Source organism: Pauljensenia sp. UMB10120 (genome assembly GCF_030212035.1).
Classification (GTDB): domain Bacteria; phylum Actinomycetota; class Actinomycetes; order Actinomycetales; family Actinomycetaceae; genus Pauljensenia; species Pauljensenia radingae_A.
Map to the genome: position 1 here is coordinate 78,320 of NZ_JASODH010000005.1, position 16,745 is coordinate 95,064.

The following is a 16,745-nucleotide window of genomic DNA, read 5'->3' on the forward strand; positions in this document are numbered from 1 at the left end:
CATATCGCAGAGTCGAAAAGGGCAGTGCCTGACGGGCTCACGAGACAGGCCCAACAAGTCAGGCTCAGAGGGGCCGAAGCCGGTGCTCCCAGCAATGCCGGTGCCAATGGCGTCTGGCTTCCACCCCCTGATCCCATCCAAAGGGTGCTTCTTCGGGCCACGCGACCACATGAGGTGTGCCAGGAGCAATCGGATGGACACAACCAGGACACGTGTACGTCTTCTGCGATCCCGACACGTACGACACCTGATAGTGCAGCCCACCAGGCCCCTCGGCACTATGCGGCATGGAGGCCAGACGACTCATATCGAGGCGCGGATGTTCGCCGCCCCAAGGTCGTTTTCGTGACCGTCTGCCCCGCCCCATGTCGTGATCGCTCCTCTGGCCGCCTACGTCGTCTTGCCGCTCTTACTTATTCCTATCGCACACGACACCCGCGCGCCACACGCGCAAGGGGTGCAGCTCAGAATCCAGACAGACCACGTCAGCACGCTTGCCGACTTCGAGTGCCCCCACCGTCTCATCGCCAAGGATTCTGGCACCTTGAGCAGATGCCATAAATACCGCATCGACCAGCGGAATTCCAGCGCCCACTGCGACGCGCACGCAATCGAGCAGGTGAGCTGTTCCACCGGCGATCGCTCCGCCATCAGTCAGACGAGCAATCCCATCAGTTACCGTCACAGCCTGAGGCCCAAGCTGGTAGCTGCCATCCGCCATTCCGGCAGCAGCCATCGCATCAGTGATGAAGACGCAGCGCGACCGTCCGAGAACCTCGTACACACAGCGCACCAGCGTGGGATTGACATGCACACCATCACAGATCATCTCCACGACCGCATCACCTCGCGCACCCGCTGCAAGGAACTCTGCAATGGAACCGGGATCGCGGTGGTGCATCGGCTTCATGCCGTTAAACAGGTGCGTCACCGTCGCCAGGGGACGTGTATGGTCCGGGTCTTTCAGCTGATCAGCGTAGCGTCCTCGGGCGTCCTCAAAGACGGCTTGAACGTCGTCCGGCTCTGCATCCGTATGCCCCCACGATGGCAGAGCACCCCCCTCGCGCAGTACTTCAGCCACTGATCCCTCACCGCTGGCGTGCGGTTTCTCCGGCGCCACGGTCATGGTCACCGCGTGCCCGCCAGCCACGTCCAGCAGTTCAGCTGTCAGCACGGGATCCGGGTCGCAGATGAACTGTGGGTCCTGCGCGCCACAGCGCTCATGAGACACGAACGGACCTTCAAAGTGGATTCCAGCCAGCTCCCCTCGATCGGCCAGCGTGGCGAGCATGGCAGCACGTTCCTTGAGGGTCTGCGCGTCAGCAGTCACCAGCGATGCAACAAGGGAGGTCGTCCCGTGAGCGCGGTGCTCGGTAACAGCCGTCATCGCTTGCTCGGGGGTCTGCGCGTTCGGGAACGATTCGCCACCACCGCCGTGGCAGTGCACGTCGACGAGGCCAGGGATGATGATGTCATCGCTCGGCTTCAGATCATTGAGTTGTTCACGAATTGACGAGGGGGCCTCCTGCGCCGCCGCGTCACCGACCCAGATAATGGTGTCGCGGTTCCACGCCACTACCCCATCGTCGATCACCGTATCCGGTGTGACGACCCGTCCTCGAAGAGCAACGAGTGAAGTGGATTGATCAGTCTGATCCGTCATGGTCTCTCTTTTCCTAGAACAGGCGAGATTCTGCGTCATCGACGCCTCGCATTGCGTCGTAGTCGAGTACGACTACGTGGATTCCTCTGTCTTCTGCCAGTGTGCGTGCCTGCCGCGTGACCTCCTGAGCAGCGAAAATGCCGCGAATGTCAGAAAGCAGGGGATCTCTGGCCAGTAGCGACAGGTAGCGAGTGAGCTGTTCCACTCCGTCGACGCCACCGCGTCGCTTCACCTCGATAGCGATGGGAACATTGTGTTCGTCGCGCACCAGCATATCCACCGGCCCGATTGGCGTGGGATATTCTCTGCGAACCAGCGAGTATCCCGTTCCCAGGATCAAGGGCACCTGTTCAGCCAGCAGAGCCTGCAGATGGGCTTCCACGCCGTCCTTAATGAGGCCCGGATCCACGCCGAGGTCCTCGTTGACGTCGTGGAGAACGTCGAAAATACGGATGAGCAGCTGGTCGTCAGACTTGGCGGCCTGAACAGTCCACACCTCGCTCACGCCTAGATCCGTTTCATCGGTGCTGGGCTCATCGATGCGCATATGGCACGGGGCGCTCATCCAGTTCAGCGGCTTATAGGAGCCGCCATCGGAGTGAACCAGGACCGAGCCGTCTGCCTTCAGCATGATGACGCGCGGGGCTTTGTCCAGGTGCGCGGTTAGCCGGCCTGAATAATCAACTGAACATGTTGCTACTACGATACGCACGAAAGCGTGCCTGCCTTTTTGCTCGTTTTAGTCGATGGACGATTGCGAGGAACGCGGAGGGCCAGATTCTGCCCATGACACCAGGCCGTTGTAACTGGATGCGGCCATCGCCACCTGCCAGCGATCATCACCGGAGACCAGATGCACTTCGATCATGGTTCCGTCAACAGAGCGAGTGTCGGGCGCTGAGACTTCAAGGGTACGTCGAGGCATTGAGAAAACCGGCCGCATGGAAAACCCCACCAGGCGGTACCAGGTGAGGGTTTCGACTCCGTAATGGGCGACTCCGGCTGTCCAGCCGGACTGAGAGTCTCGGCGCGCCCAGCATCTAAACGATCCCAGGTAGGTGTCCAGCCGGCGGGCACGCACATTGATATAGCCGACGATCAGCATAGCGATGACGGCGAGTATGACGATGAGCCACAGCGCCCACACCAACGCAGTGTTCATGATGCTGTAGCTCCTTCCATGCAGTAATATCGCCTACGTCCGTGATGAATGCTCATCACGGACGTAGTTCTCAGTGTTCTCAGGACTCCATGCCTTCTGCAACAACGGTGACAACGTCAGAATCCACGGAGACGAATCCGCCGGCTACCGGAAATGTCTTCGTGTCGTCGCCAATGGTGAGAATGACGGGACCTTCTTTCAATCTAGCCAACAATGGTTGACGATGAGGCAAAATGCCCAGCGAGCCGTCTTCGACTGGGACCTGCACATACTGCGCAGCTCCCTGCCAGGACAGGCCTCGCTTCGTCACGATTTTGACGCTCAGCGCCCCTGTCTCGGCCATCAGGATTCTGCCTCAAGTTCGTGCCACTTGCGCTCCAGATCCTCAATGCCGCCGATATTGAAGAATGCCTGCTCAGGAACCTTGTCGTAGTAGCCCTCGGCAATGCGCTTGAAGGCTTCGATGGTTTCTGACAGCGGAACGGTGGAGCCTGGCTGGCCGGTGAACTTTTCAGCCATATAGATGTTCTGTGACAGGAACTGTTCGATTCGACGTGCACGCGCAACCGTGACCTTGTCTTCCTCGGACAATTCGTCGACACCCAGAATGGCGATGATGTCCTGCAGCTCCTTGTTCTTCTGCAAGATGGCCTTGACGTGGATTGCCACATCGTAGTGTTCCTGGCCGATCGCAGCCGGGTCAAGCAGACGGCTGGTCGATGACAGCGGGTCAACCGCCGGGTACAGACCCTTCGACGCGATCTCACGGGACAGTTCCGTGGTCGCATCCAGGTGCGCGAACGTGGTAGCCGGCGCGGGGTCCGTGTAGTCATCGGCTGGCACGTAGATGGCCTGCAGCGAGGTAATGGAGTGACCACCGGCAGAGGTGATGCGCTCTTGAAGCTGGCCCATCTCGTCCGCCAGATTCGGCTGGTAACCCACGGCCGAGGGCATACGGCCCAGCAGGGTGGACACCTCGGAACCTGCCTGAGTGAAACGGAAGATGTTGTCGATGAACAGCAGCACGTCCTGGTTTTGTACATCGCGGAAGTATTCCGCCATCGTCAGACCGGTCAGCGCGATACGCAACCTGGTCCCCGGCGGCTCGTCCATCTGGCCAAAGACCAGTGCGGTCTTGTCGAAGACGCCTGCATCAGCCATTTCGTGAATCAGGTCGTTGCCTTCACGGGTACGTTCGCCCACACCGGCGAACACGGACACGCCGCCGTGATCCTGAGCAACACGCTGAATCATTTCCTGAATCAGCACGGTCTTGCCCACGCCTGCGCCGCCGAACAGGCCGATCTTGCCGCCCTGCACATAGGGGGTAAGCAGGTCGATCACCTTGATGCCCGTTTCGAACATCTTGGTGCGTGGCTCAAGCTGATCGAATGCAGGTGGTTGACGGTGAATAGGCCAGCGCTCTGTGATTTCGAGCTGTTCGCCATCTTTGAGGTTGAGCGGTTCACCGATCACGTTGAAGACGTGTCCCTTGGTGACGTCACCGACCGGGACAGTGATGGGGCCGCCGGTGTCGCGCACGCGGGCACCGCGCACCAGGCCGTCAGTCGGCTTGAGTGCGATTGTGCGAACCAGGTTGTCACCCAAGTGCTGTGCGACTTCCAGCGTCATGACGAATGATTCGGATCCTTCGCCCTGGTCAGGCAGCTCCACATCCACCTGCAGTGCGTTGTAGAGGGCCGGGATCCGGTCAGGCGGAAACTCGACGTCGACAACGGGGCCGACGACGCGGGCAACTCGGCCTTCGCCGGTTTCTGGTGATTCTGTCATGGTCATCTTCTCCATCATGTGGGCTCAGCCGTTAGCCAAGGCGTCGGCCCCGCCCACGATCTCACTAATTTCCTGCGTGATCTCCGCCTGGCGGGCCGAATTCGCCAAACGCGTGTACTTCGTAATCAATTCTTCAGCGTTGTCGGTTGCCGTGTGCATCGCTCGCTGACGCGACGCCAGTTCCGATGCGGCGGCTTGAAGCAGAACGTTGCGGATGCGGCTTTCCACATAAAGCGGTAGCAAAGCATCGAGGACGTCGCGCGCAGACGGGATGAATTCGTATTCAGGGAAAAGCAGCGATCCGTCGTCCTTTACCGGATCGACTTCATTTGTCTCGCCTTCACCGTAGGCATCCACGACAGTCAGCGGCAGCATCTGCCTGACCTGAGGGATCTGACTCATCATGTTCCTGAATCGCGTGTAGACCAGGTGAACCTCGGACACGCCGGTCATCCTGTCCTCATCCAGGAACCGCTTCAGCAGTTCCTCGGCGATGCTGTGCGTCATCTCCAGGCTGGGTTCGTCCGATTCACCTTCCCACGAACGCTCGATCTCAGCGCCACGGAAGCTGAAGTAATTCTTGGCGCGACGCCCGCAGGTATACAGGATCGGGGTCTTCCCTTCTTCGCGCAGCGTGGTGACCAGGTGCTCTGTTTCACGCAGAATTGTCGCTGAATAGGCACCCGCCATGCCTCGGTCAGAAGCGACCACCAGCACGGCCACGCGAGGCGTGTCGTTTCGCACGTCGGTCAGCGGGTGCCCCATATCCGTGTGGATGGCAACTGAGGCCACAGCCTGCGTGATCGCCTGCTCGTAGGGTCCCACTTCGGTCGCATCGCGACGCGCCGCGCCGATCCTGGAGGCTGCAATCATCTCCATGGCGCGGAAGACCTTGCTCAGCGTTTGCGTAGACGCAATGCGCTGCTTGTAGATCCTCTGCTGACCAGCCATCGATCAGGCCTTCTTCTCACGGCGACGACGGACAATCTCTTCACGTGAATGTTCAGCTTCAACCTCGCCGTCCTCCAGGTTCTCACCTGGCTGCGCGCTCAGCCACTGCTGCGTGAACTTCTCTGCGGCCTCACGCAGAGCATTCTCCGTGTCATCATCCAGCACGCCAGTCTCGCGGATCGTGGTCAGCACGTCGGAGTGTGAGCGCAGGTAGTCCAGAAGCTGATGCTCGTAGGAACTCACGTCAGACACGTCCAACTTGTCGAGGTAGCCGTGCGTGCCCACCCAGATCGATGCGACCTGTTCTTCCACGGGGTACGGCGTGGACTGCGGCTGCTTGAGCAGTTCCATCAGACGCTCACCACGAGTCAACTGTGAACGGGTCGTGGCGTCAAGGTCGGAAGCGAACATTGCGAACGCCGCCATCGAACGGTACTGGGCCAGCGTCAGTTTCAGCGTGCCCGCCACTTTCTTCATGGCCTTGATCTGAGCGTCGCCACCCACGCGGGACACCGAGATACCGACGTCGACTGCAGGGCGCTGGTTCGAGTTGAACAGATTCGACTGCAGGAAGATCTGGCCGTCGGTGATTGAAATGACGTTGGTCGGAATGTAGGCCGATACGTCGTTCGCTTTCGTTTCGATGATGGGAAGACCCGTCATCGATCCGCCGCCCAGTTCATCGGAGAGTTTGGCGCAACGTTCCAGCAGACGTGAATGCAGGTAGAACACGTCGCCGGGGTATGCTTCACGCCCCGGTGGGCGACGCAGCAGAAGGGACACGGCTCGGTAGGCCTCGGCCTGCTTGGACAGGTCATCGAACACGATGAGGACGTGCTTGCCCTCGTACATCCAGTGCTGTCCGATAGCGGATCCGGTGTAGGGCGCAAGGTACTTAAAGCCTGCGGGGTCGGATGCCGGTGAGGCAATGATGGTGGTGTAGTCCATCGCCCCGTTTTCTTCCAGTGTGGAGCGCACCGATGCGATCGTCGAACCCTTCTGGCCAACCGCCACGTAGATGCAGCGCACCTGCTTGCTCGGATCGCCCGACAGCCAGTTATCACGCTGGTTCATGATCGTGTCGATCGCGATGGTGGTCTTACCTGTCTGACGGTCACCGATGATCAGCTGACGCTGGCCACGTCCGATCGGAATCATCGAGTCGATAGCTTTCAGACCGGTCTGGAGCGGCTCGTGGACCGAACGACGCATCATCACGCCGGGTGCCTGAAGTTCGAGGGCGCGTCGACCCGTCAGATCCTGGATCTCGCCCAGACCGTCGATCGGATTGCCGAGGGGGTCAACGGTGCGCCCCAGGTATCCGTCACCAACCGGCACAGACAGAACGTCACCTGTGCGGTGAACCGGCTGGCCTTCTTCAATGCCGCTGAAATCACCCAGCAGAACGGCACCAATTTCGCTCACGTCGAGGTTCATGGCCACGCCAAGCGTGCCGTCTTCAAAGCGAAGAAGCTCGTTTGCCATTGCACCGGGCAGGCCTTCCACGCGGGCAATGCCGTCGGCCGTTTCGGTGACGTGTCCGACTTCTTCGACTGCCGCTTGAGTGGGCTTGTAGGAGTCCACAAAAGAATCGAGAGCCGAGCGGATCTCTTCGGAGCTAATCGAGAGTTCAGCCATTGAGCGTTTCCTTTGTCTGTGTATTGTGGTGCGCCATCATCTATCAGTGCGCGAGGGATTGGTGCAACTGTCGTAGTCGCGTTGCTATCGATGAATCTATGACGAGGTCGCCGGAAATGATTCGGAATCCTCCGATCAGGGAGGGATCGTATGTCATGTCGATGCTGACCGTTTCGCCCAGTTTCTCGTTGAGCATCGTCTGGAGGCGATGCATCTGAGTATCTGTCAACGGGCCGGCACTGATGACGGACACCAGGTTTTCGTCTTTCAGGGACGCTGCGTCCTGCGCGATATGGCGCAGATGCGACATCAGCTGTCCTTTGTTGAGCCGTCCGACCTGGCGGCGCACAATCCGCAGAGTCCATGCGCTGACGTGAGGTCCGAAAATCTTTTCCGCCAGAGCTGCCCGATCGTCAGATGATCCACGCCCCAGCACCGACAGCTGCGTGCGCAGCTCCCGGTTGGACAGGAGGACCTGGTGAATGTCGGACAATTCGGACAGAACCCGGTCCAAGCCGTCATGAGACTTCGCGTCACGCAGAAGAGCGTGAATCCCCACCTGCTCCAGACCCTCGATAATGTCACTGGACGATGACCACTCGCCCTCGACGAGAGTGTGAATCACCTCGAGCGTCTGAGAGGTGACCGTGGCGGCGAACAAGTCGTCAGCCAGACGCACCTTGTCCTCACGAGCGCGCGCCGGATCGGTCAATGAGCGACCCAGGCGTGAATCGTCCCTGACCATATCTGCGATAGCGAAGAGTTCTTCCGCCACACGCAGTCCCTGGTCAGTTTCAGAGGACGTGGGCGACAAGATGCGCGACACAACTGACTGTGCGGCATCGACACTCATGCGGCTTGATCTGCGCATTATGCGTTCGTTCCTTGCGGCTGTGCGGAGGTCGACGCAGCTGTGCTCAACGACATGTCATCAAGGTCATCGAGGAAGCGGTCCATCACCCGATGTGACAGATCCTGATCCCTGAGCTGCTCAGAGACGATGCGTTCGGCCAGCTGGGTTGCCAGCTCACCAATGTCCGAGCGCAGCGAAACCACTGCTGACTGGCGTTCAGCCTGAATCTGGCGCTGAGCGTTCTCCTGAATGCGGGCGGCTTCTTCCTGGGCGGATTCGCGAGCCTGAGACCTGATGCGTTTCGCGTCAGCATTTGCCTGCTCGCGAATGGAATGAGCCTCAACGTTGGCCTGCGCCAACGCCTCTTCGCGTTCGCGTTCAGCAAGTGCACGGTCTTCACGTGCCTGTTCAGCAGCATGCAGACCGGCCTCGATGCGCTCCTCGCGCTCATCCATCATCGCGTAGATGCGGGGAAGAGCGAACTTGCCGATGACAAGCCAGATTCCCAGCAAAATGATGGCAGACAGAAAGACTTCGGCCACTGGTGGGACGAGGACGCTCGTCCCAGCCGCCGCATCTCCTGCTTCTTGCATTGGCAACATGAATATCACTGAACGACGAAGGGCATTGCGAAGCCGATCAAGCCGAGGGCTTCGACAAGTGCGGCACCGATGATCATGTTGGTGAACAGACGGCCGGCAACCTCAGGCTGACGGGCGGTTGCTTCCTGGGTCTTGCCCACCAGCATGCCAATACCCAAAGCAGGTCCGAGGGTTGCAATTCCGTAGCCGATGTAGGCGATTGTTCCGGTCATGGATTCTTCCTTTTCTGTGTGTGCCAAGCGGCTGTGTATTTGACTAATGGGATTCCACCGACAACTTGATGTAGACAGCAGTCAGCGTGGCAAAAATGTAGGCCTGCAGGAAGGCGACGAAGATCTCGAAAAGCGTCATTGCAATGGCTGCCGCGAATGTGACGGCCGCCAGAGCCTTGAGCGAGCCTGCCGCCGCCAGCAGGGCTGACGTCCCGAAGAACGTCAATGCGAGCAACAGGTGTCCCGACATCATGTTGCACAGGAGTCGGATCGCCAGCGTTGCAGGGCGGACAATGAATGTTGAGAAAAACTCGATGGGAGTGATCAGCAGGTAAACCGGCTTAGGGAGTCCCTTCGGCAAGAGCTGCTCAGCAAAGAACGTGCCGACACCGCGGGTACGGATACCCGCCCAGATGAACGACACGTAGGAGAAGATTGCGAACACCAGCGGCACAGCGATTACCGACGAGGCGGCAATGTTGATACCGGGAACGATACCGGTGATGTTCATTGCGATCACGCCGAAGAAAAAGACGCCGATCAGTGGCGCGTACTGTCGCCCTCGCTTCTCCCCCAACATCGGGATGGAGATCGAATCGCGGATAAACAGGGCGCATGCTTCAATCAGTTGCTGGAAGCGAGTGGGGACGATCTTCGCCCTCATTGCGCCCGCAACAAACAGAGCGCAGATCAGCACCGCAGCAATGATGCGTGCCAGTGTCAGGCGGTTGACCACCGTACCGTGTTCAGGTCCGAACAGTGATGGCGGGAAGAAATCTGTCACACCGGGACTGTGGGGATGGCTGCGCAGCGCAGGGATAGCTGTCAGAGCTATCAGAAGAACCAGACCTGCCGTGACAATCCAGTACCAGAGCGGAAGGTTACGTCGCCTGGGCTCAGCGGAGCGTGACGTGACCTGTGTGGACACCTGGGTCGTTGACATCGCCGAGGACGGCCTCCTTTCGATCCGCATGCACTGCTCTACAGGCTAGCCGACACGTGGTGTCACGAGCGTTGCAGCGTCCCTACTCTAACAGGGTTCAGACCCTCTTTAGTGCCAAAACTACCTGATACGCGGGACAAACGTCACATTGAGGTGTCAGCACCCGGATCGTGCTCACCTAACCGCGTGCGGGAGTGGTCGCGAGTTTGCGCCACTTGACCGGATTGCGTCGCAGCTGGGACCACCGTGGGGATGCGTGTACGCATCAAAATCACGAGTTCAATCACCATCAATGAGAGGATTGTCACGATTACTGTCATCGCGACAACGCGGTGATTGAGCCCTAGGGGGCGCGATGCCAAGAGCGCGACCGCCACTGCCACAAGCTTGAGCAAATATCCCCCGCCGATCCACGCCAGGAACAGATTCGGTCCCTGCGCGACCATGCGCGGCAGTGCAACGAATTCGGCGGCGCACAGGACTGCCACAACTAGGATGCTGACCAGCGCGGTCGCCCAGCCGACCGTTGACATCAACGCCCAGCACACCAGGACCCCGCCTGTCATCACGACGCCTGCAAGCACTATGAACCGGCGCAGCGCTGTCATAGCGCGATTCATCGCTGGCTGAGTAGCTGCGCGGGTGGGCGTGTGGTCATGGTCGAGTGACATGGCTACCTTTCGGATCTCGGGTCGGGCGCATCTGCCTCGGACTGTGGCGGGCGTGCGCGCGCTGATATCTTCCACGGGAATTCAGATGCGGTCAGGATCGTGGCCAGGACAATCAGCGGCACAAAAATCATCACTGTCCGATTCCATTCAACCAGCAGCAAGGACAACGCGGCAGTTGAAATGATCGCCGTCCATAAATACAAAATCATGACAACGGCGCGATGGGAACGTCCTCGTGCCAATAGGCGATCGTGGAAGTGGGAGCGGTCGGCGTGGAATGGGCTCTTCCCACGCATCATGCGTCGAACTGCCGTCACCATCAGATCTCCGATGGGGACGACGATCACAGCCAGGGGCAAAATAATCGGCATGAGACCGGCGATGATCTGGCTTCGCTCCAGCACGTTGGGGTCGATCTGGCCGGTGACGATGACACCGGAGGCAGCCAGAATCAATCCCAGCGTCTCAGCTCCCCCGCCCATCATGATGGACGAGGGGTGATAGTTGTACCACAAGAACCCGGCACAGATCCCGACCAGTGCAATCACGATCAGTGACGCGGTTGTCGCATATGACTGTGCACCAAGCTGGCGTGACAGCAGGTAGGAATACCCGAAGAACACGGCTGCACCAATCCCCACGACTCCGGCCGCCAGACCGTCCAGACCATCAATGAAGTTCACGGCGTTGACGATGCCGACCATGACGAACACGGTGGCAATCAGCGACAACCGTGACGACCCGATCGTGATGCCGAAGATGGGAAATGAAACGAGTTGAACACCCTGGAGTGCCATGAGACCGGCGATCAGGATCTGTCCGGTCAGTTTGGTCAGCCAGTCCAGCTCCAGCAGGTCATCGAGCACGCCCAGCACGCACATGGCTGCAGCACCTGCCATCACTGCCCACGGGATGCTGGTCGAATACACGGGCGCCATGTACGGGATTCGTGAGCCGATCAGCAAAGTGATGAGCAGACCGACGGTCATGGCGATGCCACCCAGTCGCGGTATCGGTGTGACCTGAATATCGCGTTCACGCAGCTTCGGCACGATCCCCCACCGTAGGCATGCCCATCGCACCAGCGGCGTCATAATCGCGGTGACACCACTGGCTATGAGCATGAGCAGCAGGTAGACCTTCATCGGTGGCGGCCTCTACTTGTCCTCAGGACTTTTAAAAGTGCAGCCCGCCGTATCTTCCAGGTCGCGCGGGTCGATGACGCCCAGGCGGATCAGTGTGGGCTGCTCCGTGGCCATATTGATGATCGTCGAGGGAGTCGCCCCCGCCGTTGGACCACCGTCAATATACAGGTCGACGTGATCCTCGAACGAGGCAGCGGCCGCCTCAACACTGGTGGCGGGAGGCTCGCCCGTCAGATTCGCTGATGTGACGGCCATTGGACCGCATTCGCGCAAAATCGACAGCGCCACCTCACTATCAGGCATGCGCAGTGCGATTGTGCCGCCCGTGTCGCCCAGATCCCAGCCCAGGTCGGGGTGGGCGCGGACGATCAGCGTCAAGCCTCCAGGCCAGAACCGTCGCGCCAGTAAACGCGTGCTCTCACTGATGTCAGTGCCAAGCACGTCCAGCGCTTCATTATCTGCGACCAGAACCGGCGGTGGTTTGGAGCGTCCTCGCCCCTTGGCGTGTTGAACAGCTTCGACGGCGGCAGGGTCGTGTGCGGTTGCGCCGATCCCGTAGACCGTGTCGGTCGGCATGACGATGAGGCCACCACGGTTGACACACGTGCGGATGCGCTGCAGATCCTGCGCTGAGATGCCATGTGAACAGTGAAGAATAGTCGAATGTGCCACGCGGCTATTGTTCCACGACGGGGGCGGTTGCGATAACCATGCGGGGCCGTCCCGTCAAATCCGGTGCCATATGCACATTCGTGAAGCCCTGAGCTGTAGCGTATGCCACAAGATCCTCTGCCTGAGATTCGGCGTGCTCCATAACGAGTGTGCCGCCCGGAGCCAGCAGGGCGCGCGCCCGGGTCATGATGCCACGTGGGATCACCAGCCCATCTTCTCCCCCGCCATACAAGGCACGCGGCGGGTCCAGTTGCGCTTCGCGTTGCGTAGGGTGGGCGCTGCCGGGAATATACGGCGGGTTCGACACGACAACGTCGGCCCTCCCCTCGTATTCGACGAGGGCGGATAATGCATCGGCGCGTACCAGATGAACGCGCACCGGCTCGATGTCAGCGATATTACGAGCGGCTAGCTGACAGGCAGCCTCGTCAATCTCCACGGCAAGAACACGCGAGGCGGGTACCTCCGTGGCAACCGCAAGTGCGATGGCTCCTGACCCTGTACACAGGTCCACCACCACAGGCTCATCCGCACTGCAGGTTCGCGCCGCGTCAATGGCGTGCTGCGCGACCATTTCTGTTTCGGGTCGAACAACGAATACGCCGGGCTCTGCGCGCAGGGTGAGCATCCGAAAATACATGCGACCTGTGATGTGCTGCAGAGGAATGCTGGTGCGCCTCGATGCGATGGCGCAGCGGTAGCGTTCTGCTGCGCGCGCGCCCACCTGATCCGGAGCGCTCACGAGGCTGTCACAGCCCAGTACCCATTCCAGCAGCTCACGGGCATCCTGGTCGGCGTGTGCTCCCTCCAGGTTGACTGCTTGAAGGGCGCGTCTGCCCCACGCGAACAATTCGCGTGGCGTATAGGTTGCTAAACGCGGCAGCACCAGCTGCTCGTTCAGTGCCCTATTCATCGCCCGCTTTGCCCAGGCGCGCTGCCTCGTCAGTGTCGATCGCTGACTGGATGACAGGATCCAGGGAGCCGGACAACACCTGGTCAAGGTTGTAGGCCTTGAAACCGGTGCGATGGTCAGAGATACGGTTTTCCGGGAAATTGTAGGTGCGGATGCGCTCCGAGCGGTCAACGGTGCGTACCTGAGATAGGCGCTGTGCGCTGGCTTCAGCCTCACGCTTGGCCCTGGCTTCAGCAGCAAGTCTGGATGCCAGCACGCGCATAGCTGCGATACGGTTTTGCAGCTGCGATTTCTCATTTTGCATCGACACGACGATGCCGGTCGGAATGTGAGTGATGCGCACAGCCGAGTCCGTCGTGTTCACGGACTGTCCGCCAGGCCCTGACGAACGGTAGACGTCGATGCGCAGATCGTTCTGGTCGATTTCGACTTCGTCATCTTCTTCAACTTCCGGCATGACGAATACGCCGGCAGCAGAGGTGTGGATTCGTCCCTGCGATTCGGTGACAGGGATGCGTTGGACACGGTGAACGCCACCCTCGTACTTGAGATGAGCCCACACGCCTTCTTCCGGGCTGGGCGTGCCTTTGGCGCGGATCGCCATCGTGATGTCCTTGAAGCCACCCAGCTCGGTGGGCGTGGAGGACAGTTCGGTGACCGACCATCCCTTCGTGGTGGCGTAGCGCTCGTACATACGTGCCAGGTCTGCTGCGAACAGGGCGGATTCTTCGCCGCCTTCACCGCTCTTGACTTCCAGGATCACATCGAGCGCGTCGTCAGGGTCTCGCGGCGTCAGAATATCGACGAGGGCATCGTGCGCCTGGCGGGTCTGTTCCTCCAGGCTTGTCACCTCATCCGCGAATGAGGGATCCTCCTCAGCGAGTTCGCGAGCTGCTTCCATATCGTCACTGGCTGCGCAGTAGCGCTGGTAAGCCTCGGCAACACGGTTCAGTTCGGCGTAGCGCCGCCCCACTCTACGAGCCTTTGCCTGATCGTTGTGCAGTGCCGGATCTGCCATTTGCTGCTCGACGCTATGGTGTTCTTCGAGCAGTGCCTGCAGCGTCGGGAATTCATCTGTGTGTGATGCCGATGCCATGCGAGCTCCTCCGATTGTGGCGAAAAGATGTGCGATACAAAGACGCCGGTGCCCTGACGGGTCACCGGCGCTGAAGTCAAACGCTACTTGCTGCGTTTGCCGTAACGGGCTTCGAAGCGAGCCACGCGGCCACCAGTATCCATAATCTTCTGCTTACCCGTGTAGAACGGGTGGCACTGGGAGCACACATCCACGCGCATCTGACCCGACGTAATCGTCGAGCGTGTTTCAAACGAGTTGCCGCATGTGCACGTCACCGTGGTGGGAACGTATTCGGGGTGGATACCCTTTTTCATGGTTTTCTCCTTACGGGATTCGAGGACGCCGGGTCCGCATGCGCAATCATCGACATCGCGCATTACGCGGTGAACCGGAACCGAGTTGCAATTGTGCCACTTTCCGGCCGATAGATCCAGATGATGCACCGGCGGTGCAGGTGAGATTACCCACCTGCACCACCGGTGGGTAATCTAGTCAGCGTTCGGCGTGGTCTTCTGGATCAGCATGAGGAACTCAGCATTGGACTGGGTTTCCTTGAGTTTGTCCAGAACCACTTCCAGTGCCTGCTGTTGCTCAAGGGATCCGAGGACGCGGCGCAGCTTCCACATGATGCGCAGCTCTTCAGGCTTGAACAGGACTTCCTCGCGACGAGTGCCCGAGGCGTTGACATCGATGGCCGGGAAGATTCGACGATCTGCCAGCGCGCGCGACAGGCGCAGTTCCATGTTGCCGGTGCCCTTGAACTCTTCAAAGATGACTTCGTCCATCTTGGACCCGGTCTCCACCAGGGCAGAGGCCACGATGGTCAGTGAGCCGCCTTCCTTGAGGTTGCGGGCTGCGCCGAAGAACTTCTTGGGCGGGTACAGCGCGGAAGCATCCACACCACCGGAGAGGATACGACCTGACGCCGGTGCCGCCAGGTTGTAGGCGCGTGACAGGCGCGTGAGTGAATCGAGCAGCACGACAACGTCCTGTCCCAGCTCGACCAGGCGCTTGGCTCGCTCAATGGCAAGTTCGGCAACCGTGGTGTGGTCGGAAGCGGGGCGGTCGAAGGTGGAGGCGATGACTTCACCCTTGACAATGGAGCGCATGTCGGTGACTTCTTCAGGACGCTCGTCAACTAGGACGACCATGAGGTGAACCTCAGGGTTATTGACCTCGATTGCCTTGGCGATCTGCTGGATAATCATCGTCTTACCGGCCTTCGGCGGGGAGACGATCAATCCTCGCTGTCCCTTGCCGATCGGTGCCACCAGGTCGATGACGCGAGGCGTCACGGCCTTCGGGGTGGTTTCCAGGCGCAGCTGCTCATTGGGGTACAGCGGTGTCAGTTTGCCGAATTCGCGGCGCTCGCCGGCTTCCTCGACAGACATTCCGTTAACGGTGTCCACCTTGACCAGTGCGTTGTACTTCTGGCGCTGGCGCTCGCCTTCGCGAGGCTGACGCACCGCACCGGAGACGGCATCGCCTGCGCGCAGGTTCCATCGGCGCACATTGCCCAAAGTGACGTACACATCGTTCGGGCCGGGCAGGTATCCCGAGGTACGAACAAAGGCGTGGTTTTCCTGAACGTCCAAGATGCCTGCGATAGGTGCCAGCACATCGTCTTCACGAATTTCCGGCTCATTGTCGCGACGGCGGTTGTTGCGCGAATTTCGCTCCGAACGATCTGAGCGGTCTCGGCGCTCGTCACGGTCTCGTCCGCGGCGGCGCGCATTGCGTTCTCTGCGACCGCGCCCACGGGAGTTGTTCGCGTTGTCGCCTTCAGGCAGTTCAATCTCATTGAGTTTGCGGTGAGCTGACTCGCTACCGGACTGCTCGGCGTCGGCCGAGTCATCATCACTGTGAACACCGGCGAGTTCGGCACGCACATCGAGGGCAGCCGCGCGATTCTCACGCGCCTCGTTGTTGCGCTCATACTGGTTGGAGCGTGAACGTCCGTGACCATTGCCCTTGCGGGCCAGTGGCTTGCGTTCGCGGTGCTCGTCAGATGAGTCGCCCTCGTCGTGGCCGTCACCCTTGGGAGCCAGCGGCTTGCTCTGGAAGTCCGACCCAGGAAAGTCGAGCGAGAATTGACGCGGCTCGACAGCACCGGCAGTGGCGACGCGGCGACGTCCTCGTGACCGCGTCGGTGTCGAGGCCTGTTCGTCTGTCGATTCAGATTGGTGGCGTTCAGAGGCGTCAGCGGCAGGGCGTTTGTGCTCTGAGCGTGCTTGAGACAAATTGTTGCCGCGGCGGGCGGCTTCGATGGTGGAGACCAGATCGGCCTTGCGCATGGTCGAGACTCCGCGGAGCCCCATCTGCGCTGCAAGTGCCTTCAGCTCCGTCAGCTTCATGGCTGACAATGGCGCGTGATTCGATGCGCCATCAGTGTGATCGTTGCTCACTAATTGTTCCTCACTTGATCGCCCTATGCGGGCAGATGAAATCCGT

19 protein-coding genes are annotated in these 16,745 nt (G+C 60.0%); all 19 read right to left on the minus strand.

Features of this window, described 5'->3' with window-relative positions; translation table 11 throughout:
- Window positions 1–64: 64 nt before the first annotated feature.
- Window positions 65–307, minus strand: a complete 243-nt coding sequence (locus tag QP093_RS06200; RefSeq protein ID WP_285015822.1) for an Rv1322 family protein — start codon at window positions 305–307, stop codon at window positions 65–67.
- Between the two features lie 102 nt (window positions 308–409).
- Window positions 410–1,663, minus strand: coding sequence for an N-acetylglucosamine-6-phosphate deacetylase (locus QP093_RS06205; protein WP_285015639.1), 1,254 nt, complete (start codon window positions 1,661–1,663; stop codon window positions 410–412).
- 13 nt (window positions 1,664–1,676) lie between these two features.
- The gene (gene nucS / locus QP093_RS06210) at window positions 1,677–2,375 is read right to left on the minus strand and encodes an endonuclease NucS (RefSeq protein WP_285015641.1); all 699 of its coding nucleotides are present in this window, start codon (window positions 2,373–2,375) and stop codon (window positions 1,677–1,679) included.
- A gap of 27 nt (window positions 2,376–2,402) precedes the next feature.
- Window positions 2,403–2,825 carry a DUF2550 family protein gene (locus QP093_RS06215; RefSeq protein WP_058236981.1) on the minus strand — a complete coding sequence of 141 codons (423 nt, stop codon included), beginning with the start codon at window positions 2,823–2,825 and terminating at the stop codon, window positions 2,403–2,405.
- A 79-nt stretch (window positions 2,826–2,904) separates the two neighbouring features.
- Window positions 2,905–3,168: a F0F1 ATP synthase subunit delta/epsilon gene (locus tag QP093_RS06220; RefSeq protein WP_058236982.1), complete on the minus strand. Its 264-nt coding sequence runs from the start codon at window positions 3,166–3,168 to the stop codon at window positions 2,905–2,907.
- On the minus strand, window positions 3,168–4,622 hold the full coding sequence (gene atpD / locus QP093_RS06225; protein WP_371935771.1) for a F0F1 ATP synthase subunit beta: 1,455 nt from the start codon (window positions 4,620–4,622) through the stop codon (window positions 3,168–3,170). Before atpD ends, QP093_RS06220 begins: the two co-directional genes overlap by 1 nt.
- A gap of 18 nt (window positions 4,623–4,640) precedes the next feature.
- On the minus strand, window positions 4,641–5,567 hold the full coding sequence (locus QP093_RS06230) for a F0F1 ATP synthase subunit gamma (RefSeq protein ID WP_092648677.1): 927 nt from the start codon (window positions 5,565–5,567) through the stop codon (window positions 4,641–4,643).
- Window positions 5,568–5,570: 3 nt separating this feature from the next.
- On the minus strand, window positions 5,571–7,205 hold the full coding sequence (gene atpA / locus QP093_RS06235; RefSeq protein ID WP_285015648.1) for a F0F1 ATP synthase subunit alpha: 1,635 nt from the start codon (window positions 7,203–7,205) through the stop codon (window positions 5,571–5,573).
- A gap of 43 nt (window positions 7,206–7,248) precedes the next feature.
- Window positions 7,249–8,076 (minus strand): F0F1 ATP synthase subunit delta, encoded by an 828-nt coding sequence (locus QP093_RS06240; RefSeq protein ID WP_285015651.1) that lies wholly within the window; start codon window positions 8,074–8,076, stop codon window positions 7,249–7,251.
- Complete coding sequence (locus QP093_RS06245) at window positions 8,076–8,660, minus strand: F0F1 ATP synthase subunit B (RefSeq protein WP_092649113.1); 585 nt, start codon at window positions 8,658–8,660, stop codon at window positions 8,076–8,078. Before QP093_RS06245 ends, QP093_RS06240 begins: the two co-directional genes overlap by 1 nt.
- 5 nt (window positions 8,661–8,665) lie before the next feature.
- Window positions 8,666–8,872 carry an ATP synthase F0 subunit C gene (gene atpE, locus QP093_RS06250; RefSeq protein WP_092648680.1) on the minus strand — a complete coding sequence of 69 codons (207 nt, stop codon included), beginning with the start codon at window positions 8,870–8,872 and terminating at the stop codon, window positions 8,666–8,668.
- Between the two features lie 43 nt (window positions 8,873–8,915).
- Window positions 8,916–9,815: a F0F1 ATP synthase subunit A gene (gene atpB / locus QP093_RS06255; protein WP_285015655.1), complete on the minus strand. Its 900-nt coding sequence runs from the start codon at window positions 9,813–9,815 to the stop codon at window positions 8,916–8,918.
- A gap of 143 nt (window positions 9,816–9,958) precedes the next feature.
- Window positions 9,959–10,486, minus strand: a complete 528-nt coding sequence (locus tag QP093_RS06260) for a hypothetical protein (RefSeq protein WP_285015657.1) — start codon at window positions 10,484–10,486, stop codon at window positions 9,959–9,961.
- A 2-nt stretch (window positions 10,487–10,488) separates the two neighbouring features.
- Window positions 10,489–11,631, minus strand: coding sequence for a glycosyltransferase family 4 protein (locus tag QP093_RS06265; protein ID WP_285015659.1), 1,143 nt, complete (start codon window positions 11,629–11,631; stop codon window positions 10,489–10,491).
- A 12-nt stretch (window positions 11,632–11,643) separates the two neighbouring features.
- On the minus strand, window positions 11,644–12,303 hold the full coding sequence (locus QP093_RS06270) for an L-threonylcarbamoyladenylate synthase (protein ID WP_070726430.1): 660 nt from the start codon (window positions 12,301–12,303) through the stop codon (window positions 11,644–11,646).
- Between the two features lie 4 nt (window positions 12,304–12,307).
- Window positions 12,308–13,216, minus strand: coding sequence for a peptide chain release factor N(5)-glutamine methyltransferase (gene prmC, locus QP093_RS06275; RefSeq protein ID WP_285015662.1), 909 nt, complete (start codon window positions 13,214–13,216; stop codon window positions 12,308–12,310).
- On the minus strand, window positions 13,209–14,312 hold the full coding sequence (gene prfA / locus QP093_RS06280; protein WP_285015664.1) for a peptide chain release factor 1: 1,104 nt from the start codon (window positions 14,310–14,312) through the stop codon (window positions 13,209–13,211). Before prfA ends, prmC begins: the two co-directional genes overlap by 8 nt.
- A gap of 83 nt (window positions 14,313–14,395) precedes the next feature.
- Entirely contained in the window at window positions 14,396–14,608 is a 213-nt protein-coding gene (rpmE, locus tag QP093_RS06285) for a 50S ribosomal protein L31 (protein WP_058236992.1), read from the minus strand.
- A gap of 174 nt (window positions 14,609–14,782) precedes the next feature.
- Complete coding sequence (gene rho, locus QP093_RS06290; protein ID WP_502929397.1) at window positions 14,783–16,699, minus strand: transcription termination factor Rho; 1,917 nt, start codon at window positions 16,697–16,699, stop codon at window positions 14,783–14,785.
- Window positions 16,700–16,745: the final 46 nt, after the last annotated feature.